Here is a 22,406-nt window from a genome sequence, read left to right as displayed (position 1 = left end):
GAGTTATCTGGATTGGGTTCAGTGGCCCGCCATGGCAGTGACAGTGATCGCCGCGTGGCTTATCGGGTCTCAACGCCCCGCGAGAAGAATGGCCGGGTTCTTCTGTTTTATTTTGAGTAATGTCCTATGGGTCATTTTGAATCGCCCCTGATTTTCTAGACACTCTCCAAGCTCATTGCATAACGCCCATTCAAGATGCCAACGGCGGGTTCGGTGGCAACGTTCTGAGTTCCACAAGTTGGCTGTTTAACACCGCGTTGTCTTGGAGCAGACGTTGTTGCTCTCTGGCAAGTTCGGTCAACTGGGATTCTGCTTGGGTGAAACGGTCCGTCAGAAGACGCCGCTCCCGCTCGGCCACAGCCAACTTCGTCCGCGTATCAGCCAAGCACTGTTCGTCCTGGACATGCCGCTGCTCCAGTGCCTGATGGATCTGTTTCAGCTCGGCGAGTTGCCGCGCCAACTGCTCCTGTGCGCTGCGGCTGAGGATCAGCGACTCCTGGGACGTGTGCAGGGTGCTCTGCAGTCGATCGTGGTCCTGCGCCCAGCGTTGTTCCTGTGCGTGCAGTTCGCCCAGGTGGGTTTGTTGTGCGAGCAGGCGCTGGCGGAGCTCTGTCAGCTCCTGTTCCAGGTGCTGCTGGCGTTGTTCCGCGGCCTGGCGCTCGTCGGCGCGCTGTTGCGCGACCGATGCCTGGTAATGCTCGAACTGCCCCTGCGCTTGCTGCAGGTGTTGGCTCAGTGTGGCTATTTCCGCGACGCGGTCGACCAGGCGCTGTTCGAGCCCGAGCTTTTCGCTGCCCAGACTGACCAAGGTGATTTCCTGCCGCTGCACGGTTTCTTCCAGCCCTTGGCTGCGTGCTTGGGCGGTGGCCAGCGCCTGACTTTGTTGCGCCTGTGCGTTGAGTAAAGCGTCCCGCTCGCTGAAAACCTGCTGCAACTGCTCCTGCAGCACGGCGGTGGCTTCGCGATGGGTCTGCTCCGACTGCTCGACTTGGAGGGTCGCCTGCGCCTGCACTGTTTCGTAGACCCCTTTCAACGCCAGGACCAGCTCGGCAGGCAGTCCAAGCTCCGCGTGCGCCACCGTGTCTTGGTGGGCTGCTTTCCAACGTTTTAACAGCGGCGCGATGGTGCTCTTGCTGCCGGTTCCGCCCAAGGCTTCGCGGACGCTGTCGATCGTTGGATTTTTGCCTTGAGCAACGAGTTGGGCGGCGGCGGCGGCGACGTGGACATACATGATCCCTGGGCGGGCCATAAGCACCTCGGATTTTTTCGTACCGTAGTATGGAAAACGTAATACTGCAGTTTAAGTACAGAATAGAACAGCCCGGCGAAACCCTCGGCGAACCGACGATAAGCGCGGTTATCGCGAGTTAGGCGTTCACGCTCGGCATTCGCTTCTATAATCCGCAGTACGCACGGCCTAAACAGGCGTTTCTTGATGACTACAAGAAATAACGATGAAATAGCCACCCCGTTACTGCTCGACGAGCGAGCAGCCCTTGCGCGTACCAACGGTACGCTCGCTACCCCGGAGCAGTTGGCCCAGCGCTACCAGCGCTTTCTCGCGGCCGCCACCTCCGACAACACCCGCCGAACCTACCGCTCGGCCATTCGCCACTTTCAGGCCTGGGGCGGCGTGCTGCCGTGCGATGAAGCCACGGTGATTCATTACCTGCTGACCTTCGCAGAAGCGTTGAACCCGCGCACTTTGTCCCTGCGCCTGACCGCGCTGGGGCAATGGCACCGCTTTCAGGGCTTTCCTGACCCGACCGCCAGCGCCACCGTACGCAAGACCTTGCGCGGTATCGAGCGAGTGCACGGGCGCCCGCGGCAGAAAGCCAAAGCCTTACTGCTGGAAGATCTCGACCTGATCGTGACGCACCTGGCCACGCTCGACGGGCTCGCGGCGCTGCGTGACAGCGCATTGATACAGGTGGGGTACTTCGGCGCGTTCCGACGCAGCGAACTGGTCATGCTGGAAGTGCACTACCTGCAGTGGGAGCGGGAAGGTCTACGGATCACGCTGCCGCGCTCCAAGACCGACCAGGAGGGTCAGGGCTTGGACAAGGCGATCCCCTACGGCGACAACATCTGCTGCCCAGCCAAGGCTTTGCGGTGCTGGTTGGATACCGCTCAGATTGAGCAAGGCCCGCTGTTCCGCCGCATCAGCCGCTGGGGTGTAGTCGGGGCTGCTCCGCTGAACGTGGGTAGCGTCAATGCCATCCTGGCGGCTCGCGCCCAGGAAGCGCGTCTGTCGCATGCCCCAGAGATGAGCAGCCACAGCCTGCGCCGTGGCCTGGCAACCAGCGCCCATCGCGCCGGTGCTGACTTTCTCGAGATCAAGCGCCAGGGTGGCTGGCGGCATGACGGCACCGTGCAAGGCTATATCGAGGAGGCCGGCGCCTTCGAAGAAAACGCGGCAGGCTCGCTCTTACGGCGTCAGCAAGATCCATGAGTCGACCGGAAGAAACTGCCTATCCGCGTCTTAAAACCGAGTTCAGCCCACAGGAACTCGGCGCGATTTATACACCCGGCCCTCAGGAGAAAGTCTTGATCTTTGGCTGGTATCGGCAAGCCCCTACGCGCGTCTGCCTCCTGATCCAGCTGAAACTCCTGCAACGGCTCGGCTATTTCCTTCCACTCGCAGCCACGCCACCGGCAATCCTTGAACATATCTGCCGCCTTGCAGGATTGCGAGTTCCCGCCAAGGTCGCCCTGCAGCGTTACGACCAATCCGGCAGCAAACCACGCCACCAGCAGCGGCTTCGCGTGCATCTGGGCATTCAGGTGCTGGATGCCGAGGGCGATCAGTGGCTGGACGAGGTCGCTCATCAAGCCGCCACCTCGAAGCAGGAACTACCCGACATCATCAACATCCTCATTGAAGAGCTGGTTCGCCGCCGTTATGAACTCCCGGGTTTTACACGGCTCAGCCGTCTGGCCCAGCAGGCCCGTGCCAGCGTCAACGAGTCGATTTATCAGAGTGTCGCCAATGTATTGCCAGCCTCTGCCACGGCGCGGCTGGATCAGCTATTGGAGCCCCAGGGGCGCAGTGCATGGGATGGCCTCAAGCGCGAACCGAAGCGTCCCGGCGCTCGTGAGGTTGCAAGCTTTCTCAAGCATATCAACGGACTGATCGAGCTGGCCGATGGACTTCCCTTGCTGACGAATATCGCGATCAGCAAGCGCACCCAGATGGTACTGGAAGCGCGAGCGCTCGATATCGCCGAAATGCGGGCGATGAAGGCCAACAAGCGCTACACCTTGGCCGTGCTCATGGTGCAGTCGCAACTGCAGAAGGCCATGGATGACGTGGCCGAAATCTTCATCAAGACCCTGCGCAGCCTGCACCGGATTGCCGAAGAACGCTTGCAGCAGTACCACCTGACCCATGTCCAGCAGGTGGATCGGCTGATCGGTCAATTCCGGGAGGTGCTCACCGTCCTACAAGCGCCTTTGCCGTCAGATGAGCGACTCGCACAGGTCGACGAAACCCTTGAGGGCGATCCTGCCTCCTGGATCGTCCAGTGCGATGAGCACATGGCCTTCGCCGGCAACAACTATTATCCGTTCATGTTGCAGCCATACCGCAGCAAGCGCTCGTTACTGTTTCAGTGCCTGGACGTGCTCGCACTCAAGTCCAGCTCGCAGGACGACGCGCTGTTGCAGGCGGTTGACTGGCTGCAGCGGCATCGCAACAGCCACCGCGAATACCTCACGCTCGGCGCGGACGAGTTTGCCGAAATGGCGCTGGAGGGGCTGCCCGAAAAGTGGCGAAAACTGATCTTCGCCAAGGGCGACACCGCCAGCAGTGAGACCTTGATTCACCGTAAGTATTTTGAGCTCTGCATCTTCTCTCAGGTTATGCAGGAGTTGAAATCCGGCGACCTCTACGTTGAGCACAGTGATCAATACGACGATTACCGCGAACACCTGGTGAGCTGGGATGAGTATCAGGAGGAAGTGCTGCGCTACGGCGAACTGGTGGGCATGGACGTCAATCCGGCCGCGTTCACCCAAGGCCTGCGCAACCAGTTGAGCGCGCTCGCGCAAACGGTCGACGACCACTTTCCGGATAACGAGCATGTGGATTTGACTGAATCCGGGCTGCTGATTCGGCGAACCGAACGAAGGGAGCCGCCGCCCCAGCTGCCCATCATCGATCAAGCCATCACGGCAACCGCCGAACCCAAAAGCATCTTGGACGTACTGACTGAAACAGAGCGTTGGCTTGACCTGCACCGCCTGTTTGGCCCGCTTTCTGGCTTCGAGGCCAAGCTCGATGAGCCACGTAAGCGTTTCATCACCACACTGTTCTGCTATGGCTGCAACCTAGGCGCATCCCAAACCGCGCGTTCGGTTAAAGGTTTCAGTCGCAAACAAGTGGCCTGGCTTAATCTCAAACACGTCACCGAAGAGCGGCTTGACAAGGCCATCGTGGCGGCTATCAACGCCTACAACCGCTTTGCCTTGCCGCGATATTGGGGGAGCGGAAAGGCCGCCTCCGCGGACGGCACCAAGTGGAATGTCTACGAACAGAATCTGCTTTCCGAGTACCACATCCGCTACGGTGGTTACGGCGGTATCGGCTACTACCATGTTTCCGACATGTATATCGCCCTGTTCAGCCGCTTCATTCCCTGCGGGGTCTACGAGGCGGTTTACATCCTGGATGGCCTGGTCAAAAACGACTCGGATATTCAGCCGGACACCGTGCATGGTGATACCCAGGCCCAGAATGCCCCTGTGTTTGGTCTAGCGCATCTGCTCGGTATCCAGCTGATGCCGAGAATTCGCAATATCAAGGAGCTCGTTTTCTTCAAACCGGAGAAGGGAAGCCACTATCGCCATATCAACAGCCTGTTCAGAGCCTCCATCGACTGGGCGCTGATTGAGCGCCACGTTCCAGACATGCTTCGAGTAGCCATCTCGATCAAAGCCGGCAAGATCACACCTTCAATGATCCTGCGCCGACTGGGGACCTACAGCCGGAAAAACAAGCTGTACTTCGCCTTCCGCGAGCTCGGCCGCGTGGTGCGTACGATGTTCCTGCTGAATTACATCAACGATATCGAACTCCGCCGGAACATCCACGCAGCCACCAACAAGAGCGAAGAGTTCAACAACTTCACTAAGTGGCTGTTCTTCGGCGGAGAGGGCATCATTGCCGAGAACGTGCGGCATGAGCAGCGCAAAGTCATCAAGTACAACCACCTAGTGGCGAATCTGGTGATCCTGCACAACGCGCAGGAAATGTCAAGTGTGCTCAAGGATCTGCAGCGGCAGGGACACCCAGTGGATGAGGCGGTGCTCAAGGCGCTGTCGCCGCATCGGACGAGTCATATCAATCGTTTCGGCGACTACACCCTGGACCTCGATCGGAAGATCAAACCGATTGACTACAAGATTCAGTTTTAGCTTTTAAATCATAAGCTTAATTGCATTTTGGCGAATTTGGTGCGAATCCCGGCCAACCCTCTTGTCGATAAGAACGTTCAAGGCAGTCGACGGCGCATCTGGATTGACGCTCAAACTGCATGTTCCACACCCTCGAGGAACTGAATGCCTGGCTGGGCCAACGCTGTCGTGCGTGCGCTCTGGAGCGAGCTGCTACACCCCTAGTGCAACGGGCTGACGGTGGCGGACGTTTTGGAGCTGGAGCGGGTCGAAATGGATGCCGACCGCCTTTGATGGCTACGTCGAGCACACCGTAAGGGTCTCCAGCACCTGCCTGATCTGCGTGGCACGAAATCGCGATTCGGTGCCGTGTGAGCGAGTCGGCCAGTGGGTCAGCAGCCGTCTATATCCCTCCCGGATCAGGGTCATCGCCGATGACACGATGATTGCCAGCCACGAGTGCCTATTTGATCGAGATCAGGTCAGTTTTGACTGGCAGCATTACATCCCACTCATCGAACGCAAACCCAGTGCACTGTGCAATGGCACGCCGTTTGCTGATCTGCCCACTCCGTTGCGGCTTCTCAAGCGGGGCCTGAGACATCACAGCAACGGTGATCAAATTATGACGTAGGTATTGGCTGCTGTGCCCATCGCTGGTCTCGACCCGGTGCTGGTAGCGGTAGAACTGGTGCTTGAGTCGGGACCTTCGGTCCCCCTGTGTGAAGCGCTGAGCGCGGCACGCGCGAAATCGATTGGCGCTTGCGAGGATTGTCTGGCGCCCTGAGTGCCGATCACATCCTAAATGTTCTCGCCCGACTCACCGCCACTGCACCGCCGCTCTCCGTAGAAACCAGCCTACAACTTAAGGTGGCACCCGTTGCCAACACGGCCCGATATTACCAACTCCGTACAACAGATGAGGAGAGCCGCCTGCCGGACTTGGAAATCAGGAATGACATCCTTTGACAGCCTCATCAACGCTGGGACAGGTTTATTCTTGCCTGCTGGATGTCGACAGTTCGCATGCTGAAGATTCCAGACTGAATGGGATTAGACCAGTCAATGGTAAGCTTTTCACAGGCTCGCCCCCCCCCTATCAACAGTGACTTCCGGATGAATGGTATTCTCTCGGCCGGCTATGTCACTGTTACGACGATACGCCAGGACGGTTCGCGGCAAGTGTTTAACTATGCAGACAGCCGGCTTTCTGGAAACCACCAGCGAAATTCCGGAGCCGCATGGGTTCAAAAGTAGCCGTTGCTCTGCCATCTAGTGAACGGACCGTCGAATTCACGGAGCATGCTCACAACAACCTTGAAGTGGATAGCCGTGACCACAACATGCGAGCTGCTTATATTCACATTATTGGGAACACGGCCGTGTCGGTGAGGACCATCATCGGCTGGCTGTTAGCATAGGCGCTTGGCTGGCTGTGGATGGCCCAGCGGTTCGAACATCTGCGCCACGTCGCCATAATCCGGATCGTAGAAAAGAATGTCACGCATCCAGAGCGCACCAAAGTCCAGCGCTTCGACGCGTTGCGCCATCTCGAAATGACCGCGCATGGTCGGGGCCGCTCGGCCGGGATGGGTTTCCAGCGGCAAAATCGGACCGATAGTGAGTGCTTCTGGTTGAAACAGGCGTTGAAAAACGGGATGACGCTCCTGGGAAGGATGAGGAGTCGGCTACATCTGTGGTAAAAAGGGCGTCGACAAAGCGATCGGTAAACCACAACTCCACGTGCAGCTCAGGCCACTGCTTCAGATAGGCATCAAGGATCGGCAGGACATGGCGCTGACCAAAGGACAGCGGGACCGTGAGTTTAAAGGTACCGGTCGGCCGCCCACGGCCCGGACCATGGTCACCTCGACCTCATCAAGATCCTCGATAATCTGCCGCCAGCGCTCATACGCAATCTGCCCCTCGTTTGTCAGGCTCAGTTTGCGCGTCGTGCGATTGAGCAACCGTGCGCCCATCCGGTCCTCCAAGCGAACAATGCGGGTCCATGCCCAGTGTAATCGCCGCGGCGGTAAAGCTTCCCGCCTTCACGGTAAAAACAAACGGGTTGATATCACCGATATTGGTTGGCTTGCGTGGAAGTTTGGCTCCAGGCCAGACATTCGAAGTATTCAATAGTGCTAAAGCTTAGTCGCTCGCGCCCGTGCTTTTGCGCAAGGGCACAAACGGCACAGGTTAACTATCAGAAGTCTTGCGCCGTCGGACGCAGAACAATCTCGTTGATATCGACATCGGCAGGTTGCTCGATCGCGTAAGCGATGGCCCGTGCAACCGAATCAGCCGGGATGGCCTTCTTGTAAAACTCGCCAACGACCTCGGCGCTCGGCTGGTGCCCGCTGCCGAACTTGAGCTCGGAATCCACCGCGCCCGGCTCGATGGTCGTCGTGCGAATATTCCCGCCGACTTCATGACGCAGGCCATCGGAAATAGCGCGCACCGCAAATTTGGTACCGCTGTACACCGATCCACCGGGGCTGAACACCTTGATGCCGGCAACCGAAGAGATGTTGATGAAGTGACCGCTGGCCTGTTGTTCGAAAAGCGGCAACGCGGCCGCGATGCCATACAACACGCCCTTGATGTTGATGTCGATCATGCGATCCCACTCTTCGACGCGCAGCTGCGAAATCGGAGAGATCGCCATCAGCCCTGCATTGTTGATCATCACATCGATGCGACCGAATGCCTCGACAGCCTTGGCGACCAGCGCAGACAAGTCCTCTTTGTTTGTGACATCGATCGGATGGGCAATCGCCTTGCCGCCTGCTGCGGCGATCTCCCGGACAATCGCGTCCAGACGATCCTGGCGACGGGCGCCAAGCACTACATGGGCGCCGAGCGCTGCCAGATGACGCGCCGTTGCTTCGCCCAGACCGCTACTCGCACCGGTGATAACGACCACTTTACCCTGGATGTTTTTACTCATGTTCAGCGCTCCTGTTGAGACCTGTTTGGGTTGATGAGTGCAGTCTGCGCTGGTTTTATTCGTCAGAAAATGGAAGAGTTCGGATTTGAGAATTCCATTTTCTGGAACGGGAGTTGACGCCAATGCTCAATCGCATGGAGCTGATTCGGATCTTTTCGGTGGCGGCGCAATCGACCACGTTTCGCGATGCAGCCACCCGCCTCGGCACCTCTCCGCAGACCGTGACACGCGCCATCAAAGAACTGGAGCGCACGCTTGGGGAGCTGTTGTTCCACCGCAGCACGCGGCAGGTTCACGTCACCGCTTTTGGTGCCAAACTCGCCTTGCAAGCCCGGGAAACCCTGGAACGGGTGGATCAGTTGTTTATCGCCAACAGTAAACAGGAGGCAAAAGGCGTCGTCGGCATCACGGCCCCCCACGCCATTGGCAAGCTGTATCTGATTGAGTTTCTGAAACCGCTGATGCGGGAGAATCCCGGCCTGAGCATCGACCTGAGCCTGGATGACCAGCTCACCGACGCGGTGGCCAACAAGATTGACATCGGTATTCGTGTTGGAGCTGTGCGGGATCGGCGCTATATCGCCAGAACGGTGGCCCATGTCGACCTGAAAATCGTCGCGGCGCCGTCACTCCTCGACACCGTGCAATGCCCTGGCAGCATCGAGGATCTGAAACGCTTGCCCCTGTCGATGCTGATCGATCGCAAAAACGGCCGCCCCTGGCCGTGGGTGCTTGCCGAGGGGCAAACGTTCCTGCCTGCCTCCCCGGCATTTACCTGCGACGATCCAGAAACCGAGCGAGAGATTGTTCTGGCGGGAATCGCCTTTGGGCAAATGCCCGGTTATCTGGCAGAACCCTATCTGTCTGAAGGGCGACTGGTCGAGCTCATGCAACACGATGCCCCGCCGCCTTCCGAATTGATCATGTATCGCCCGCAATCAGGGCCCGTGGCACCGAGAGTGAGGCTGGTGTACGACCACCTGGTCAACTGCTTCTCAGATCTGCGTGTTTTTGCGCAGAGCGCGCGCTGAAAGAGTTGGGTGGAAAAACACCCGTGAGCCTCATCTTCCTTTTTCGTCGTACTGGGACAGGATCGTTTCCAGCAGGCCCGGAAAACGGTGACTCAAGTCTTCCCTACGCAACGAGTTCATGTGGGTCGTGCCGATGGTCTGGGTTTGAACCAGTCCGGCATCTCGCAGCACCCGGAAATGGTGGGACATGGTGGACTTCGCACGGCCACCGTCCAGCTCGCCACAGCTGGCCTCTCCCAGCTCGGCGAGGCGCCGGACAATCTCCAGGCGTACAGGGTCGCTCAAGGCGTAAAACAGACGCTCAAGAACGAATTCACTGAGAGGAAGGTGTTTGAAGGGGCGCATGAGCGAATCATACACGGGTTTGCTCTATGTCAATAGTTCGAATATTATCGAACAAGAGAAATAGTATCCCTCGGAGAAAAACCTAATGTCTGCGCTGTTCCAACCTTTCACGCTCAAGGATGTCTCCCTTCGCAACCGGATCGCGATTCCCCCCATGTGCATGTACTCGGCCAATGATGGCCTGATCAACGATTGGCACACTGTGCACTATGCCACCCTCGCGCGTGGCGGCGCAGGACTGGTGGTCGTCGAGGCGACTGCCGTGTCACCCGAAGGACGGATCACGCCTGGCTGCGCTGGTATCTGGAATGATGAGCTCGCCCGTGCCTTCGTGCCGGTGGTGCAATCGATCAAGGCTGCCGGCGCAGTGCCAGGTATCCAGATTGCCCACGCGGGGCGCAAGGCCAGTGCGAACCGTCCTTGGGAAGGTGACGATCATATCGGCGAGGATGATTCGCGTGGCTGGCAGACCATCGCCCCGTCGGCTGTTGCCTTTGGCGCTCAGCTCGCCAAGCAGCCGAAAGCCATGACGCTGGAGGATATCGCCCGGGTGCGCGAGGATTTTGTCTCAGCCGCTCGCCGTGCACGTGAAGCTGGCTTCGAGTGGTTAGAGCTGCATTTCGCCCATGGCTATCTGGCCCAGTCATTCCTCTCTGAACACTCCAACCTTCGTGACGACGCCTATGGCGGAAACTTCGATAACCGTAGCCGCTTTCTGCTGGAAACACTGGCGGCGGTTCGCGAAGTATGGCCAGAGCACTTGCCGCTGACCGCTCGCCTGGGTGTTATCGAATACGACGGCCGGGATGAACAGACCTTGTCAGAGGCTATCGAACTGACACGTCGTTTCAAGGACGGTGGTTTGGACTTGCTCAGCGTCAGTATCGGGTTCACCATCCCTGAATCCAACATTCCTTGGGCCCCCGGTTTCATGGGCGAAGTTACCCAGCGGGTACGGCGCGAGACGGGGATTGCGGTGGCCTCGGCATGGGGCTTCGGCACGCCGAGCGTCGCCGAAGAAGCGGTGAGAAGTGGTCAACTGGACCTGGCGATGATTGGCCGGGCGCACCTGGGCAATCCTAACTGGTCCTATTCAGCCGCCCAGGCGCTGGGTGTAGAGCGTGCTGCCTGGACCTTGCCCGCTCCCTATGCCCATTGGCTTGAACGCTACAGGTGATCCCGCCGGAGCGAGAGCGCTCGCGTGGCCTTAGGGCTATCAACTTGGTCGAATGCCCAAGTGGGCAAGATTGTTGTCGCGCTCTCACCCGGATTCAGGTTTTTGGCCGCATGGCCGGCATGGACATCTTCGATACACCCGTGCCAGCCAATGCTCCCTCTTCATATCGCACACAGACAGGAGGTTTGATGACCACCCCTCTGACACTGATTGCCACCTTGGTCGCCAAGGCCGGCTTCGAAGTCGAGCTCGAGCAGACGCTGCAGGGCCTGCAAGGCCCAAGCCGAAGCGAAGCGGACTGCATCCAGTACGATTTCCACCGTGATGCCGAGCAGGCTCGCACTTTCCACATGATCGAGCAGTGGCGGGACGAAGCGGCGCTGACTGCTCACGAAGCGACACCGCATTTTCAGGCAGCGCTCCCTTTCATCGAACGCGCTGCTGAAAAGCTCACCATCACGAAAATGTATCGCATCTCCTGAGGATCTTCGAATGAAAGCCATTGCACACTTCAAATGCCTGCCTATTGAACATCCCGACGCCTTGGTGGAGATCGATATACCCGAGCCAGTGCCGGGGCCGCGCGACTTGCTCGTAGAGGTAAAGGCCGTATCGGTCAATCCTGTCGATACCAAGGTGCGGCAGGGCTACGTACCGCACGAGGACGAAAGCCAGCCGCGCATCCTCGGTTGGGACGCTGCCGGCGTGGTCAAGTCGGTCGGCAGCGACGTAACGCTCTTCAAGCCCGGTGACAGGGTCTGGTACGCCGGATCGCTGATCCGCCCGGGCAGCAACAGTGAGCTGCAACTGGTGGACGAGCGTATCGTCGGCTCAATACCCCAGTCGCTGGATTTCAGCGAGGCTGCGGCATTGCCACTGACTTCCTTGACCGCTTGGGAATTGCTGTTTGATCGCCTCGGTGTTGCACGCGATACCACCGACCGGGGCGAAACGCTGCTGATCATCGGAGCTGCAGGCGGGGTGGGTTCAATCCTGACTCAGCTGGCGCGTCAGCTAACCGGGTTGACGATCATTGGTACGGCTTCGCGCCCTGAAACCCAGACCTGGGTCACCGAGCTTGGTGCGCATCATGTCATCGACCATACCAAGCCACTCAGCGAGGAGCTCAAGCGCATCGGTATCGCACAAGTCAGCCATGTCGCTAGCCTGACCCAGACCGATCGGCACTACGAGCAAATCATCGAATCACTGAAGCCTCAGGGCAAGCTGGGCCTGATCGATGACCCGGCCACGCTTGACGCCGTACCGCTCAAGCGCAAGAGCCTGTCGTTGCACTGGGAGCTGATGTACACCCGCTCGCTTTACGAGACAGAGGACATGCAAGAGCAGCACAACATCCTCAACGAAATTGCGCGGCGCATTGATGCGGGTGACTTGCGCACCACCGTTGGCGAAAACTACGGGCGCATCAGCGCAGAAAATCTTCGTCGAGCCCATGCTCTGCTGGAAAGCGGCAAGGCGAAGGGCAAGATCGTGCTGGAAGGCTTCTAAGAGGGCGTAGACAAAATAAATCAAACCGGCTGCACCACCTACCTAATGTCCTGAGCGTCGGGCGGATAATCCTGCACAGAAGCACCCGTGTTATCGGGTGCCTTCCTCAGCGTGGCCGGACTGAAAGCGGCTATTCGTCCTCATGACACTCGTTAGAGAAGCGGAATGCTATAGCTTACAAAAACTCGGTTCTGATCTACGTTACGAGCCGCTTCGCTGTTGGACTTGCCGTTACGCCAGCCGAACCCGACACCTTTAAGCGCTCCGGACTGAAGGACGTAGTCCAGGCTAATGTCTCTTTCCCATTCCTTTTGGTTGTCGCCGGACGTAGTTTTAATATTATCGCCGGAGAGGTACATGACCGAGCCTTTCAGGCCAGGAACTCCCAGAGCGGCAAAGTCGTAAGCATACTGACCGAAAGCTGTGCGCTCGCCTGCGCGGGTGAACGTTTGGATCAGGCGGTCTGTATACAGATACAGGCTTGCTCCACCGGCGCCCTTGTCTATCAGGCTGCCCTGATTGAGTTGAGTGAAGTTGCTGCCATCCGACACACTTTGGTACCCCGCAGTAATCGCGTGGCCACCCAGCGTGTAAATCAACGCGGCACTCCAGGTACGGTTGTCGATCTCTCCATCACCGTTTTTGGTGTAGCCATTAATTCTGTAGCCTGACGTACCGGAGCTATTTGCACCTGACGAGTCAGTTTTGAAGTAGCGCAGGTCGGTTTTAAGGGACTGATTGTCCGAGAGCGCAAGGGTGTGAATCAATCCAAAAAAATGCTGCGTATAGTAGTTATCGAGGTTTGCGTAGTAGTACTGAGCTGTCAGATCCTTGGTGACACTCCAATCGCCCCCGGCGAAGTCAAACTGATTGCTCTCACGCGTACCACCAGCAACGGCCAACCCCGTCTGATCGCTTGAACCACGCCCTGTCGCATGTTCGATCCGACCTCCAGTCAAGGTCAGCCCCTTGAACTCGCTCGAGGTGATTTGACCGCCCTCGAAGGTTTGTGGAAGTACGCGCCCATCGTTGGCAACCAGAATTGGGAGTTTCGGAATCAAGGTGCCGTAGCGAAGTTCAGTTTTCGACATTTTGACTTTTCCGGTCAGCCCCACCCGGCTCCACTCGTCGACGGCACGGTTGTCACTGTCAGAAGGCATCATGGTGCTGCCGACATGCCGTCCTTTGCCGCTGTCCAGGGTAACCCCCAGCAATCCCAGGCCATCGACACCAAAGCCAACCATGCCATCGGTATAACCCGATTTGAAGTCCAACATGAAACCCTGCGCCCATTCTTCGGTTTTGGAAGGGGCGGCAGTGCCATCGCGGTTGTCGTTATTGAAGTAGAAGTTCCTCATCCCCAAGGTGGCCTTGCTATCACTTAGAAAGTCAGCATACGCCTGTGCACTCAGGGTGATACCAAGAAACACCGAACTTGCAGCAATTTTTTTCCTACTCAATTGTATAGCGCTCCCTTTGTTATTTTAAAGTAATAGAAGCAACGCAAAATCTTAGAGGTCAACGCAACGCACACGAAGGACCGGTACTTAGTCAATTTCAACTAGCCCAATAATTGGCACGCCATTTTATTCTTCTGAACATCCTGCTCCATGGCAGCGCGTTGGAAAAAACCACCGAGGTGATCTGCACATGAGCATGAGGTGAACGGATGATCGTCGCATGTAGCGTACCCGTAGGGCGCCGATATGGCCGGTCTGGCTTTCGATAGCAGGTGGGAATCTGGTCATTTTTCGTGGCTCTTGTTGTTTTACAGCGCGAGAGCGCTAGAGCCAAGTGTGTGTGAAAGGCGCAGGGAGCGCTTTGCCTGGGGAGATGGAGTTTTGCGCCGAAGTCTGGAAATTTGTCTTTGCGTCTGATTTAAGGGGCTGGGACCCGACACAATTCCGGTCATGTTCGACGACTTCGATGACTTTATGGATAGCGACCGGGCTCTATAACTTTTTAATTTTGAGCGTTCATCACATAAGTGGCGAATGCAGATCCTTCGCGGTTTTCCACAAGGCACTTTGGCCACGATATTTATCTTAAATACAAGTATTTCATAGGATTAACCTCTCCCATTCTGATATGGTTTTTTTCGACTATCTGAGCCTTTTTCGTGAATCAGTAGTCTATAAAGTGCACGCCCGATGTTCTTTAAAACAACAAAAAGCAGCCAACTAATTTTGGCGCTTGGGCACACTGACGCGCTCGAGAACTCAGACCATCTCAGGATCAGAAATAAAACCTTTCTTTATAAAAAGAAATGGCACAAATAACTATTCACTTGATTTGGAGAGGGCGCCGTGCGAAAGCTTGGCTTGGGCTTACTGGTAACTGGCGTTTTAGGGCAACTATCAGCTCTACTATGGACCTACACGTCCACAGGACCAACTTGTGAAAATAACGTCGACAATTCATACATCCAGCAAAAAGTGACAGACTTCGAGCACGTATTTGACGACATCGCTAATAAAGTTTGCGACAGAAATCAGTACAAATCTTCCCGACGAATTCACGCCCGCATTGAATACGCCCAGCCGCCATCGCGCACTAAAAGCCATTCAGCAACTGGAGTTGCCGGTAGCGCGTAAAGAAAACAATTTTGTCGTCATAGGCCCATATAAACATAAGCAGGACGCGGCTCGAGTCGTGAAAGAGCTGAGTGAAAGTCATGGCGTTCGAGGATGGATGATGGCAGGAAATTGACATAGTCCAATTTAGCGCTGGGCCGACCTTGAACAACCAGCTACTTATTGCATGCCACAAGAGAGCATTCATGATCGCAAAAGAACTTAGAGCCGAACTTGCCCTGAAGAAATTCCTGGACGCCAATCTATGGATTCAGCTTGAACTCAGCGAGCTGAATTACAGCCTCGCTGAAAACTGCGGGCTCTCGCCAGAAGAATATCGTCTTAAATTTCTGAAAGAAGCATTTGAAGCAGAAGCCGACGCGCACGGCTGCGATTGCTGGGACTTCATCCTGCAGTGGGCGGCCGAAACCAAGGAAGAACTTGAATTGATGCGCGAAGAACGCATGAAAGAGATTTATGACTTTATGGACAATTAATAGACGCTACAAATTTCGTAACCTTTAAAAGCTCAGAGTTTCAAGATGAAAGACTAACTTCATCGGCGGGAGCATTACCCAATACTCCCGCCCTCCTCTCGGTTCAAACCGCCGTATAACTATCAACCACACGCCGATACTGGCTGGGGGAAGCGCCGATGTGCTGACGGAAAAACCGTGTGAAATGACCTTGCTCGGAGAACCCGAGGTTCTCAGACAACAGGCCCAACGTGCCACTGCGCTCACGCTCCAGCCAGGCAAAAGCCCGGCGCATGCGCGCGTCGTTAAGCAGCAGGGTCGGGGTCATGCCGGTGTCTTTCTTGAACAGCGCAAAGAAGTGTGCCCGAGACAGACCACAGGCCCGCGCGGCGTTGTCGATCGGGTTCGGATCATCGAGGTGCTCAAGCAACCAGGCGGTGCCACGGCGCACGCGCGCATCCCGGAACTCACCTGTGTTGGGCGCACCCAGTAGCGACAAATGCCGCCAGCTGGAAAAGTCCTCGATCAGTTCGATCAGGAAGTCGAACAGCATGAACTCCAAACGCTCTTTCGGCACGATCCCACAACCATGCGCTTCGGCGACCAGGATGTCGGCCAGGGTGCGATTTCGACTCGACAGCTCGATGCATGATTGGGCAAAAAAGTCCGGCCGACCGCTGAGCGCCAGCGATTGCTGGGCAGTGGCCAGCCAGGCGGGCTCTATGTAAAGCGCCAGGATTAGCGTGGCACCGGCACCCGGCTGCGGATCGTAGAAATGCGGCTCCCAGGCGTTGACCAACACCGCGGTGCGATCACTGAGCGGAACCCGTCGACCGTTAACGTTGAAGTAAGTATCCTCGCCGGACACTTTGACCAGCACATGGCATTCGGAATGGGTATGGGTGACCAGCGAATGATCCATATTCAGCAAGGCGACCCGGCCAAACCTGCCGTGGAAAACCCGTTGGGCAATCGACATCAGATTCCTCCTCGCTTGAAGCGATATTGTTATCGGCCTCAATGCATATCATCGGGGCGCTTATCTATTTCTCAAGCCCGTCGATCGGTCCATGGTTCAGCCAGACTTGGCTGGCCACTATCGCGCGCGAATGACCGAGCGTCTACCTCGACTTTCGCAGCCCCCACGTTCGTCGGAAAAACCGCCTTACAAGGCATGGCGTTCTTTGCCGTGATAAACGCGCAGGATATCGGCCACCACCGCCAGAGCGATCTCCGCCGGGGCCTTGCTGCCCAGATCGAGGCCGATGGGCATGTGCAAACGGGCAATCTGTTCATCCGTCAGACCACCGATGCGCTTGAGCCGCTCGGCGCGCTTGGCCGAGGTTGCCTGAGAACCCATGGCACCGATGTAAAACGCCGGGGTGTGAACCGCTTCCATCAGCGCCAGATCATCGATTCGAGGATCGTGAGTCAGCGCCACCACCGCAGTCGCCGCATGGCAACCACCAGCGGCGATGTACATCGAGGGCAGCACGCGTTGCATCTCCACGCCTTCGAGCTGCACATGCTGCATCTCATCCCGGGGGTCGCAGGCGATGACTTCGCAGCCGATGGCGCGGGCGAAACTGGCGCAAACTTCAGCGACCGGCGACAGCCCGGCCAGAATCAGTCGCAACGCAGGGCCAACACTGATGCGCACCGTCTCGTCGACGACTTGCACCCGCTCGCTGCCGTGTCCGATGTCTGCGTCCAGGCGCAAGGCTCCGCTGCTCAACTCGACATGGCGCAGCAGACGCCGCTGACCCAGTAACGCCGCTTGCAGACTCTCCAGGTGCTCGATCCATTCGAGACTCGCAGCGCGGTGCTCGACCAGCACGATCAGCACGCCACCACAGGGTAATCGCAGACAGTGGCGTTGCTCGACGCTGTCGCCATAACTGACGATCTGCGCCGGTTCGCGTAATTCACCGCGCGTCAGGCTTTCGAGAAACTCCTCCTCGACGCAGCCACCCGACAGCGAGCCGACGTGTTCGCCCGAGCCATTGGTCACCAGCATCGCCCCCGGCGCACGCGGCGCCGAGCCATAGGTGGAGAGCACCGTACACAGCCACTGGGCCTGCCCGGCGCGAGCCCATTGCAGTGCCTGGTCGATCACCTGAACATCGAGATGACGCATGTTTTCTGTACCTCAAGCAAAGCGTGGTGCTGCAGACAGGGTTACGTTTACGGTAACCTGCGAGCAACCTTGTTCAATCGTTGATTCAACATGTCGCCACAACAATTTCTGCAACTTGGGCCGCTGCGCCTGGAATATCGCCAAATTCCTGCGGCTGACCCATCGCGACCGACGCTTGTGCTGTTGCACGAAGGCCTCGGCAGCGCCGATCAATGGAAAGACTTCCCCCAGCGCCTGGCCCAGGCCAGCGGTTGCGGTGTGGTCACCTACAGTCGTCAGGGTTATGGGCAATCGAGCCCGGTAACCCTGCCGCGTCCGCTGAACTACCTGAGCAGCGACGGCCCTCGTGAACTGCGGCAATTGCTCGATGCCTTGCAACTGCCGCAAGTGGTTTTGCTCGGTCACAGTGACGGCGCCTCCATTGTCCTCGCCTATGCCGCCGCCAATGATCCCCGCGTATTGGGCAGCATTGCACTGGCGCCTCACGTGATTGTCGAGACCGAGAGCCTCGATGGCATTCGCCATACCACCGAGGTTTGGCATCAGGGCGAATTGCGCGAACGCCTGGCACGCCACCATGGGACCAATGTCGACGGCGCCTTTCACGGTTGGAGCGACAGCTGGTTGCACCCGGACTTTTCCTTGGACGATCTCGAAGCGCAGTTGGCTTATATCGAAAGGCCGCTGCTGGTCATTCAGGGTCGCGAAGACCACTACGCCACGCCCGAGCAACTGATGGTCATCCAGCGACAGGTGCCTGGGCCGTGCCGCTGTGTGTTGCTGGATAACTGCCGGCACTTTCCCCAGACCGAAGCGACCGAGCGGACCTTGCAGCTGATCTGCGAATTCCTGGAGCGCCTCCCCGCCTGAATGCCCCGAATGTGACTCAACCATCGATCACCTCATCCAGCGTTGCTACGCGCTCCGGTCGTTCGCGCCAGCGACGGACGACACCCAGTTCGATATCGAACATATCCAGCACCCTTCCTACAGTGTGATCGATCATGTCATCCAGGCTGGTCGGCTTGGCATAGAACGCAGGCACTGGCGGCGCGATCACCGCACCGAGTTCAGCCAACTCGGTCATGCTGCGCAGGTGATTGCGGTGCAGTGGCGTCTCGCGAACCATCAGCACCAGGCGCCGGCGCTCCTTGAGCACCACGTCGGCGGCGCGGGTCAGCAGCGTTGAGGTCACGCCGCTGGCAATTTCTGACAGGCTGCGTATCGAACACGGCGCGATGATCATGCCCATGGTTTTGAACGAGCCACTGGCAATTGCCGCGCCGATGTCCTGATTGATGTAGCTAACGTCAGCAAGGGTCTTGATCTGAGACCAGGACATCTCGGTTTCATGGGCCAAAGTAATCAGCGCCGACTTGCTGACCACCAGATGGGTTTCAATCGGCGTGTCGCGCAACAGCTCCAGTAGACGTACGCCATAAACGGCGCCGGAGGCACCGGAAATTCCTACGATCAGCCGCTGCGGCCGGCTATTACTGGGAACGCTCATGGTCGCCTTCCTCTATCGGGCCTTCTTTGTAGAAATGGATGGCGTCGAGTGCGGTGGTCATGGTTTTGCCGATCATCTCGATGAACAGCATTGCCGCCGGGGTCAGTGGTCGACGGGCGTCGTGCACACAGACCATGCGCCGGCTGATCCCCGGCGCGGCCAGCGGATAGGCGCGCAACGCGCCTTCGTGCAATCCGCGATGCAAGACGGTTGCCGGCAGCACGCTGACCCAGTCGCTGCGACGCAAGAAGTCCTCAATGACCGCCAGATCGTCCACCTCCAACTGCGGGGTGACTTCAATGCCCTGGGCGGCAAGGTGCTGGTCGATGACCATACGCATCCCGTGACGACGCGAGGGCAGCACCAGTTTGAATCCCGCCAGACTGGCCAACGGCAAGGGCAACGCTCCGTTAAGGCGATTGGCTGCACCGGTGGCGACCAGTAGCTCCTCATCGAAAATGTCGTGGCCGATCAGGTGCTCATGCTGAAAGCTTTGGTTGATGACCGCGAAATCCAGCACGCCGGTCAGGACCTTCGCGATCAACTCCTGGCTGTAGCCCGAGGTGACGCTCAATTCAACCTGTGGCTGATGCTCGACGAAATGCGCCAGGGTGCTGGCCAACGCGTTGTTGGCGGCAGACGCGATCAGCCCGGCACTGATGCGTCCGCCGATCTGGCCGCTACGGTCGATCAGGGCCTGACGCGCCGCCAGCAGCTGGCCAAGAATCGGCATGAACAAACGATAAGCCTGATCGCCGGCCTCGGTCGGCGCCATGCCCTTGGAGCTGCGCTCGAACAACGTCTGCCCGAGTTCTTCCTCAAGCCTGGCGATCTGCATCGACAACGCCGGTTGCACGATATTCAAGCGCTGCGCAGCCCGGGTGACGGAGCCTTCCTCATAAAGGCAGGTAAAATACTTCAGATGGCGCAGCTCCATGGTCACCCTCGCGTGCGCGCTCAACCGAGCGTGCCGACGTTCTGATAAATGTGTTTGAGCTCGCTGAAATCCAGCAGCGCATCGACGCCATGCAAGCGCCCCAGGCCGCTCTTGCGGTAGCCACCGGTTTCCGCCTCGGCGAACAATTTGTTGTGGTCGTTCAGCCACACCGTACCGTTGCGCAGTGCCCGAGCGACACGCCAGGCGCGAGCGCCCTGCCCGGTCCAGACACTCGCCGACAGACCGAACTCGGTATGGTTGGCGCGCGCTACTGCCTCGGCTTCATCTTCGAAGGACTCCAGCACCAGCAACGGGCCGAAGATTTCCTCCTGGCAGAAGAACGCGCCGCTGTCGCGGTGGGCGATCAGTGCAGGGGCGAGGAAGGCGCCCTGACTCAGCGCGCCATCCGGGCGGCCGCCGGCCAGCAGCACCTCGTCGCAACAGTCCAGCGCCTCGGCGATGCGCCTCTCGACCTTGTCGCGCGACTGCCAGTCGATCAGCGGGCCCATTTGCGTCGCCGCCTCCAAACCGTGGCCCAGGCGGATTTCGCCGAGCGCGGCACTGAGCGCACGTTTCATCTCGGCAAAACGGCTGGCCTGCACCAGCACGCGCCGTGCGGCGGTGCACTGTTGGCCGGAAATGATGGTTGCTGCTGCCGCCAGTTTCGGTGCGATAGCCTCGACGTCGGTATCCTCGAAGACCAGGCAACAGGATTTGCCGCCGAGTTCAAGGGACAGCTTCTTCATGGTCGCTGCGGCGTCTTGCATGATGCGCTGGCCGGTTGCGGTGGAGCCAGTAAAGCTGAGCACATCTACCAGCGGCGAAGCCACCAGGTACGCCGCGCCGACATGCCCAGTGTCAGCGAACAGGTTGACCGCGCCGGCCGGTAGGCCCGGTAGGGCGAATAGCGGCTCGAGCATGGCCGCGTTGAATAGCGCGGTCTGCGGCGCCGGCTTGATCACCGCGGTGCAGCCGGCCGCCAATGCCGGGGCGAGGGCGCGCACCAGCAGCACCGCCGGGGCATTCCATGGAATGATCAGCCCCGCGACCCCGGCCGGTTCACGCAGCATGTTGGAGAACTCGCCAGGCGCCACCTCCATCACATGGCCGGGATTGTGTCGGGCCAGACCGGCATAATAGACAATCTCGGAAATCGCCCCGGCTATCTCGCCGCGCGATTGCACCAGGGCCTTGCCATTCTCGCGGGTGAGCAGCTGCGCCAGTTCCTCCTGGCGTGCCTTGAGGCCTGCGGCCCAATCCAGCAGCAATTGCTGACGCAGGCGCGGATTCTGTGACCACTGCGGGTTGGCGAAGGCGCGCGCGGCGGCGGAGACCGCCGCTTGCGCCTCGGCTTCGCCGCCATCGGCGAAGCGGCCGATCAACTCGCAGCTGGCCGGGTCGAAGCTGTCCGCCCAATGTCCCGCGTCGGTCCATTGCCCATCGATGAAATGTCTGCTTTGCATGAGTCCTCCGGTATTCCGTGGGTCAGCGAGCAGCGGTCGACCACCAGAACCGACCGCTCATTGAGTCGCTGTCAGAGCTGGTGTTCGGTAGCCGCTTTGGACGCGCGCTCGACCTGCTGCGCATCAACGCGAGCCTGGTCCTCGGGTTTGCGCGCCGCATCCGACATGCCATTGAACAGCGTGCCCAGCACGCCCTTGTTCAAGTCGCTGGTGCCAAACAGTGCATCGCAGATCGGAAAGGTCAGGTTGAAATTGCGCGTGTGCATGAAGTCCGGGTTGTGATGCAGGACATGCATGCGGCGCACCGTGTTGACCAGCGGCATGGCATCGAGCAGCGGATGCTCGAGGTGCGACAGCGTGTGCAGGCCTTCGTACATCAGGAAGTAGGCCGCCATCGTCAACATTGCGATATAGCCGGCGTTGGCCGTCCATAACGTGCCCAGCAGCAGGGCCAGCGGCAGCGCGGCCATCACGAACAACACCGGAGCGAATGGGGGAAACAGCAGAGCGCGCCAATCCTGATGGCCGTGATAGTCCAGCGTCTTGTGCGAGAAGAACTGATGGTGGGTGGCGACATGCCGCTTGTAGGCCGGCTTGAGCCAGCTCCTCGGGCTGTGTAGCAAATAACGGTGGCCCGCCCATTCGGCCCAATTGCCGAACAGGAACATCGGCACTACCACCAGCAACCACTCCTGCCAGCTCGCATCGACAATCTGGCTGGCGCAGTACCAGAGCACCCCGCCGGTGAACAGCAGGGTGAAAGCCAGGTGCATTTCGCCGCGATACCAGTTGGGTGTGGACGCACGATAGCTCTCGCGGTATGCGTGCGAACGCTCAACGATTTGTTGTTCACGATTCATAACGGTTTACCCTTTCAATGAAATATCGGCTGCGCATGGACTCC

The 22,406-nt window shown here is 58.4% G+C and carries 20 protein-coding genes and 2 pseudogenes; 10 read left to right on the top strand and 12 right to left on the bottom strand.

Annotation, left to right across the window (positions count from 1 at the left end; genetic code table 11):
• Positions 1 to 190: 190 nt before the first annotated feature.
• Positions 191 to 1,231: a DNA-binding protein gene (locus HBO19_RS16010; protein WP_017735051.1), complete on the bottom strand. Its 1,041-nt coding sequence runs from the start codon at positions 1,229 to 1,231 to the stop codon at positions 191 to 193.
• Positions 1,232 to 1,435: 204 nt separating this feature from the next.
• On the opposite strand from HBO19_RS16010, the gene HBO19_RS16005 reads away from it, so the two are divergent.
• The 3 genes and pseudogenes from HBO19_RS16005 to HBO19_RS15995 all read left to right on the top strand — a co-directional run.
• The gene (locus HBO19_RS16005) at positions 1,436 to 2,452 is read left to right on the top strand and encodes a site-specific integrase (protein ID WP_232243877.1); all 1,017 of its coding nucleotides are present in this window, start codon (positions 1,436 to 1,438) and stop codon (positions 2,450 to 2,452) included.
• Positions 2,449 to 5,415: a Tn3 family transposase gene (locus HBO19_RS16000; protein WP_170057829.1), complete on the top strand. Its 2,967-nt coding sequence runs from the start codon at positions 2,449 to 2,451 to the stop codon at positions 5,413 to 5,415. Before HBO19_RS16005 ends, HBO19_RS16000 begins: the two co-directional genes overlap by 4 nt.
• 60 nt (positions 5,416 to 5,475) lie before the next feature.
• Positions 5,476 to 6,363, top strand: a pseudogene (locus HBO19_RS15995) (hypothetical protein); the annotation flags it as partial.
• Between the two features lie 443 nt (positions 6,364 to 6,806).
• Here the strand turns inward: HBO19_RS15995 and HBO19_RS28535 are convergent.
• From HBO19_RS28535 to HBO19_RS15980, 3 genes and pseudogenes are all read right to left on the bottom strand, one after another.
• Positions 6,807 to 6,962, bottom strand: coding sequence for a hypothetical protein (locus tag HBO19_RS28535; RefSeq protein WP_232243879.1), 156 nt, complete (start codon positions 6,960 to 6,962; stop codon positions 6,807 to 6,809).
• 136 nt (positions 6,963 to 7,098) lie between these two features.
• Positions 7,099 to 7,476 (bottom strand): annotated as a pseudogene (locus HBO19_RS15985) (LysR family transcriptional regulator); the annotation flags it as partial.
• 121 nt (positions 7,477 to 7,597) lie between these two features.
• The gene (locus tag HBO19_RS15980) at positions 7,598 to 8,341 is read right to left on the bottom strand and encodes an SDR family oxidoreductase (RefSeq protein ID WP_017737776.1); all 744 of its coding nucleotides are present in this window, start codon (positions 8,339 to 8,341) and stop codon (positions 7,598 to 7,600) included.
• 122 nt (positions 8,342 to 8,463) lie between these two features.
• On the opposite strand from HBO19_RS15980, the gene HBO19_RS15975 reads away from it, so the two are divergent.
• The gene (locus HBO19_RS15975; protein ID WP_170057828.1) at positions 8,464 to 9,372 is read left to right on the top strand and encodes a LysR family transcriptional regulator; all 909 of its coding nucleotides are present in this window, start codon (positions 8,464 to 8,466) and stop codon (positions 9,370 to 9,372) included.
• A gap of 30 nt (positions 9,373 to 9,402) precedes the next feature.
• On the opposite strand, the gene HBO19_RS15970 is transcribed toward HBO19_RS15975, so the two are convergent.
• Positions 9,403 to 9,717, bottom strand: a complete 315-nt coding sequence (locus tag HBO19_RS15970; protein ID WP_017737778.1) for a metalloregulator ArsR/SmtB family transcription factor — start codon at positions 9,715 to 9,717, stop codon at positions 9,403 to 9,405.
• 85 nt (positions 9,718 to 9,802) lie between these two features.
• On the opposite strand from HBO19_RS15970, the gene HBO19_RS15965 reads away from it, so the two are divergent.
• The 3 genes from HBO19_RS15965 (at position 9,803) to HBO19_RS15955 (ending at position 12,406) form a co-directional block, all read left to right on the top strand.
• A complete protein-coding gene (locus tag HBO19_RS15965; RefSeq protein WP_026136919.1) occupies positions 9,803 to 10,894 on the top strand; it encodes an NADH:flavin oxidoreductase/NADH oxidase in 1,092 nt (363 codons plus the stop codon).
• Between the two features lie 188 nt (positions 10,895 to 11,082).
• The gene (locus tag HBO19_RS15960) at positions 11,083 to 11,376 is read left to right on the top strand and encodes a putative quinol monooxygenase (RefSeq protein WP_017737780.1); all 294 of its coding nucleotides are present in this window, start codon (positions 11,083 to 11,085) and stop codon (positions 11,374 to 11,376) included.
• A 10-nt stretch (positions 11,377 to 11,386) separates the two neighbouring features.
• A complete protein-coding gene (locus HBO19_RS15955) occupies positions 11,387 to 12,406 on the top strand; it encodes a zinc-binding alcohol dehydrogenase family protein (protein WP_017737781.1) in 1,020 nt (339 codons plus the stop codon).
• 152 nt (positions 12,407 to 12,558) lie between these two features.
• Here HBO19_RS15955 and HBO19_RS15950 read toward each other — a convergent pair whose 3' ends face one another.
• The gene (locus HBO19_RS15950) at positions 12,559 to 13,866 is read right to left on the bottom strand and encodes an OprD family porin (RefSeq protein ID WP_034113323.1); all 1,308 of its coding nucleotides are present in this window, start codon (positions 13,864 to 13,866) and stop codon (positions 12,559 to 12,561) included.
• Between the two features lie 997 nt (positions 13,867 to 14,863).
• On the opposite strand from HBO19_RS15950, the gene HBO19_RS28530 reads away from it, so the two are divergent.
• Both HBO19_RS28530 and HBO19_RS15940 read left to right on the top strand, forming a co-directional pair.
• On the top strand, positions 14,864 to 15,115 hold the full coding sequence (locus HBO19_RS28530) for an SPOR domain-containing protein (protein WP_232243876.1): 252 nt from the start codon (positions 14,864 to 14,866) through the stop codon (positions 15,113 to 15,115).
• Between the two features lie 70 nt (positions 15,116 to 15,185).
• Positions 15,186 to 15,476 carry a DUF6388 family protein gene (locus HBO19_RS15940; protein WP_017737784.1) on the top strand — a complete coding sequence of 97 codons (291 nt, stop codon included), beginning with the start codon at positions 15,186 to 15,188 and terminating at the stop codon, positions 15,474 to 15,476.
• A 103-nt stretch (positions 15,477 to 15,579) separates the two neighbouring features.
• Here HBO19_RS15940 and HBO19_RS15935 read toward each other — a convergent pair whose 3' ends face one another.
• Both HBO19_RS15935 and HBO19_RS15930 read right to left on the bottom strand, forming a co-directional pair.
• Positions 15,580 to 16,434, bottom strand: coding sequence for an AraC family transcriptional regulator (locus tag HBO19_RS15935; RefSeq protein WP_017737785.1), 855 nt, complete (start codon positions 16,432 to 16,434; stop codon positions 15,580 to 15,582).
• 186 nt (positions 16,435 to 16,620) lie between these two features.
• A complete protein-coding gene (locus tag HBO19_RS15930; protein WP_099168834.1) occupies positions 16,621 to 17,592 on the bottom strand; it encodes an XdhC family protein in 972 nt (323 codons plus the stop codon).
• Between the two features lie 90 nt (positions 17,593 to 17,682).
• Here HBO19_RS15930 and HBO19_RS15925 point away from each other — a divergent pair, with 90 nt between their 5' ends.
• Positions 17,683 to 18,462 carry an alpha/beta hydrolase gene (locus HBO19_RS15925; protein ID WP_017737787.1) on the top strand — a complete coding sequence of 260 codons (780 nt, stop codon included), beginning with the start codon at positions 17,683 to 17,685 and terminating at the stop codon, positions 18,460 to 18,462.
• Positions 18,463 to 18,478: 16 nt separating this feature from the next.
• Here HBO19_RS15925 and HBO19_RS15920 read toward each other — a convergent pair whose 3' ends face one another.
• From HBO19_RS15920 to HBO19_RS15905, 4 genes are all read right to left on the bottom strand, one after another.
• Positions 18,479 to 19,102, bottom strand: a complete 624-nt coding sequence (locus HBO19_RS15920) for a UbiX family flavin prenyltransferase (protein ID WP_026136920.1) — start codon at positions 19,100 to 19,102, stop codon at positions 18,479 to 18,481.
• Positions 19,086 to 20,039 carry a LysR family transcriptional regulator gene (locus HBO19_RS15915; RefSeq protein ID WP_170057827.1) on the bottom strand — a complete coding sequence of 318 codons (954 nt, stop codon included), beginning with the start codon at positions 20,037 to 20,039 and terminating at the stop codon, positions 19,086 to 19,088. The genes HBO19_RS15920 and HBO19_RS15915 overlap by 17 nt, the downstream gene beginning before the upstream one ends.
• A gap of 20 nt (positions 20,040 to 20,059) precedes the next feature.
• A complete protein-coding gene (locus HBO19_RS15910) occupies positions 20,060 to 21,502 on the bottom strand; it encodes an aldehyde dehydrogenase family protein (protein WP_170057826.1) in 1,443 nt (480 codons plus the stop codon).
• Positions 21,503 to 21,573: 71 nt separating this feature from the next.
• On the bottom strand, positions 21,574 to 22,362 hold the full coding sequence (locus tag HBO19_RS15905; RefSeq protein ID WP_099168835.1) for a fatty acid hydroxylase: 789 nt from the start codon (positions 22,360 to 22,362) through the stop codon (positions 21,574 to 21,576).
• Positions 22,363 to 22,406: the final 44 nt, after the last annotated feature.

The sequence above is a fragment of the Pseudomonas sp. WS 5021 genome (genome assembly GCF_012985535.1).
Taxonomy (GTDB): Bacteria; Pseudomonadota; Gammaproteobacteria; order Pseudomonadales; family Pseudomonadaceae; genus Aquipseudomonas.
This window is presented reverse-complemented; position numbering and strand designations above follow the sequence as displayed.

What these genes read in the sequence shown, in the direction of transcription:
- HBO19_RS16010 (WP_017735051.1), bottom strand. Translation starts at nt 1,231, where the DNA reads ATGTATGTCCACGTCGCCGCCGCCGCCGCCCAACTCGTTGCTCAAGGC.
- HBO19_RS16005 (WP_232243877.1), top strand. Translation starts at nt 1,436, where the DNA reads ATGACTACAAGAAATAACGATGAAATAGCCACCCCGTTACTGCTCGAC.
- HBO19_RS16000 (WP_170057829.1), top strand. Translation starts at nt 2,449, where the DNA reads ATGAGTCGACCGGAAGAAACTGCCTATCCGCGTCTTAAAACCGAGTTC.
- HBO19_RS28535 (WP_232243879.1), bottom strand. Translation starts at nt 6,962, where the DNA reads ATGCGCGGTCATTTCGAGATGGCGCAACGCGTCGAAGCGCTGGACTTT.
- HBO19_RS15980 (WP_017737776.1), bottom strand. Translation starts at nt 8,341, where the DNA reads ATGAGTAAAAACATCCAGGGTAAAGTGGTCGTTATCACCGGTGCGAGT.
- HBO19_RS15975 (WP_170057828.1), top strand. Translation starts at nt 8,464, where the DNA reads ATGCTCAATCGCATGGAGCTGATTCGGATCTTTTCGGTGGCGGCGCAA.
- HBO19_RS15970 (WP_017737778.1), bottom strand. Translation starts at nt 9,717, where the DNA reads ATGCGCCCCTTCAAACACCTTCCTCTCAGTGAATTCGTTCTTGAGCGT.
- HBO19_RS15965 (WP_026136919.1), top strand. Translation starts at nt 9,803, where the DNA reads ATGTCTGCGCTGTTCCAACCTTTCACGCTCAAGGATGTCTCCCTTCGC.
- HBO19_RS15960 (WP_017737780.1), top strand. Translation starts at nt 11,083, where the DNA reads ATGACCACCCCTCTGACACTGATTGCCACCTTGGTCGCCAAGGCCGGC.
- HBO19_RS15955 (WP_017737781.1), top strand. Translation starts at nt 11,387, where the DNA reads ATGAAAGCCATTGCACACTTCAAATGCCTGCCTATTGAACATCCCGAC.
- HBO19_RS15940 (WP_017737784.1), top strand. Translation starts at nt 15,186, where the DNA reads ATGATCGCAAAAGAACTTAGAGCCGAACTTGCCCTGAAGAAATTCCTG.
- HBO19_RS15935 (WP_017737785.1), bottom strand. Translation starts at nt 16,434, where the DNA reads ATGTCGATTGCCCAACGGGTTTTCCACGGCAGGTTTGGCCGGGTCGCC.
- HBO19_RS15930 (WP_099168834.1), bottom strand. Translation starts at nt 17,592, where the DNA reads ATGCGTCATCTCGATGTTCAGGTGATCGACCAGGCACTGCAATGGGCT.
- HBO19_RS15925 (WP_017737787.1), top strand. Translation starts at nt 17,683, where the DNA reads ATGTCGCCACAACAATTTCTGCAACTTGGGCCGCTGCGCCTGGAATAT.
- HBO19_RS15920 (WP_026136920.1), bottom strand. Translation starts at nt 19,102, where the DNA reads ATGAGCGTTCCCAGTAATAGCCGGCCGCAGCGGCTGATCGTAGGAATT.
- HBO19_RS15915 (WP_170057827.1), bottom strand. Translation starts at nt 20,039, where the DNA reads ATGGAGCTGCGCCATCTGAAGTATTTTACCTGCCTTTATGAGGAAGGC.
- HBO19_RS15910 (WP_170057826.1), bottom strand. Translation starts at nt 21,502, where the DNA reads ATGCAAAGCAGACATTTCATCGATGGGCAATGGACCGACGCGGGACAT.
- HBO19_RS15905 (WP_099168835.1), bottom strand. Translation starts at nt 22,362, where the DNA reads ATGAATCGTGAACAACAAATCGTTGAGCGTTCGCACGCATACCGCGAG.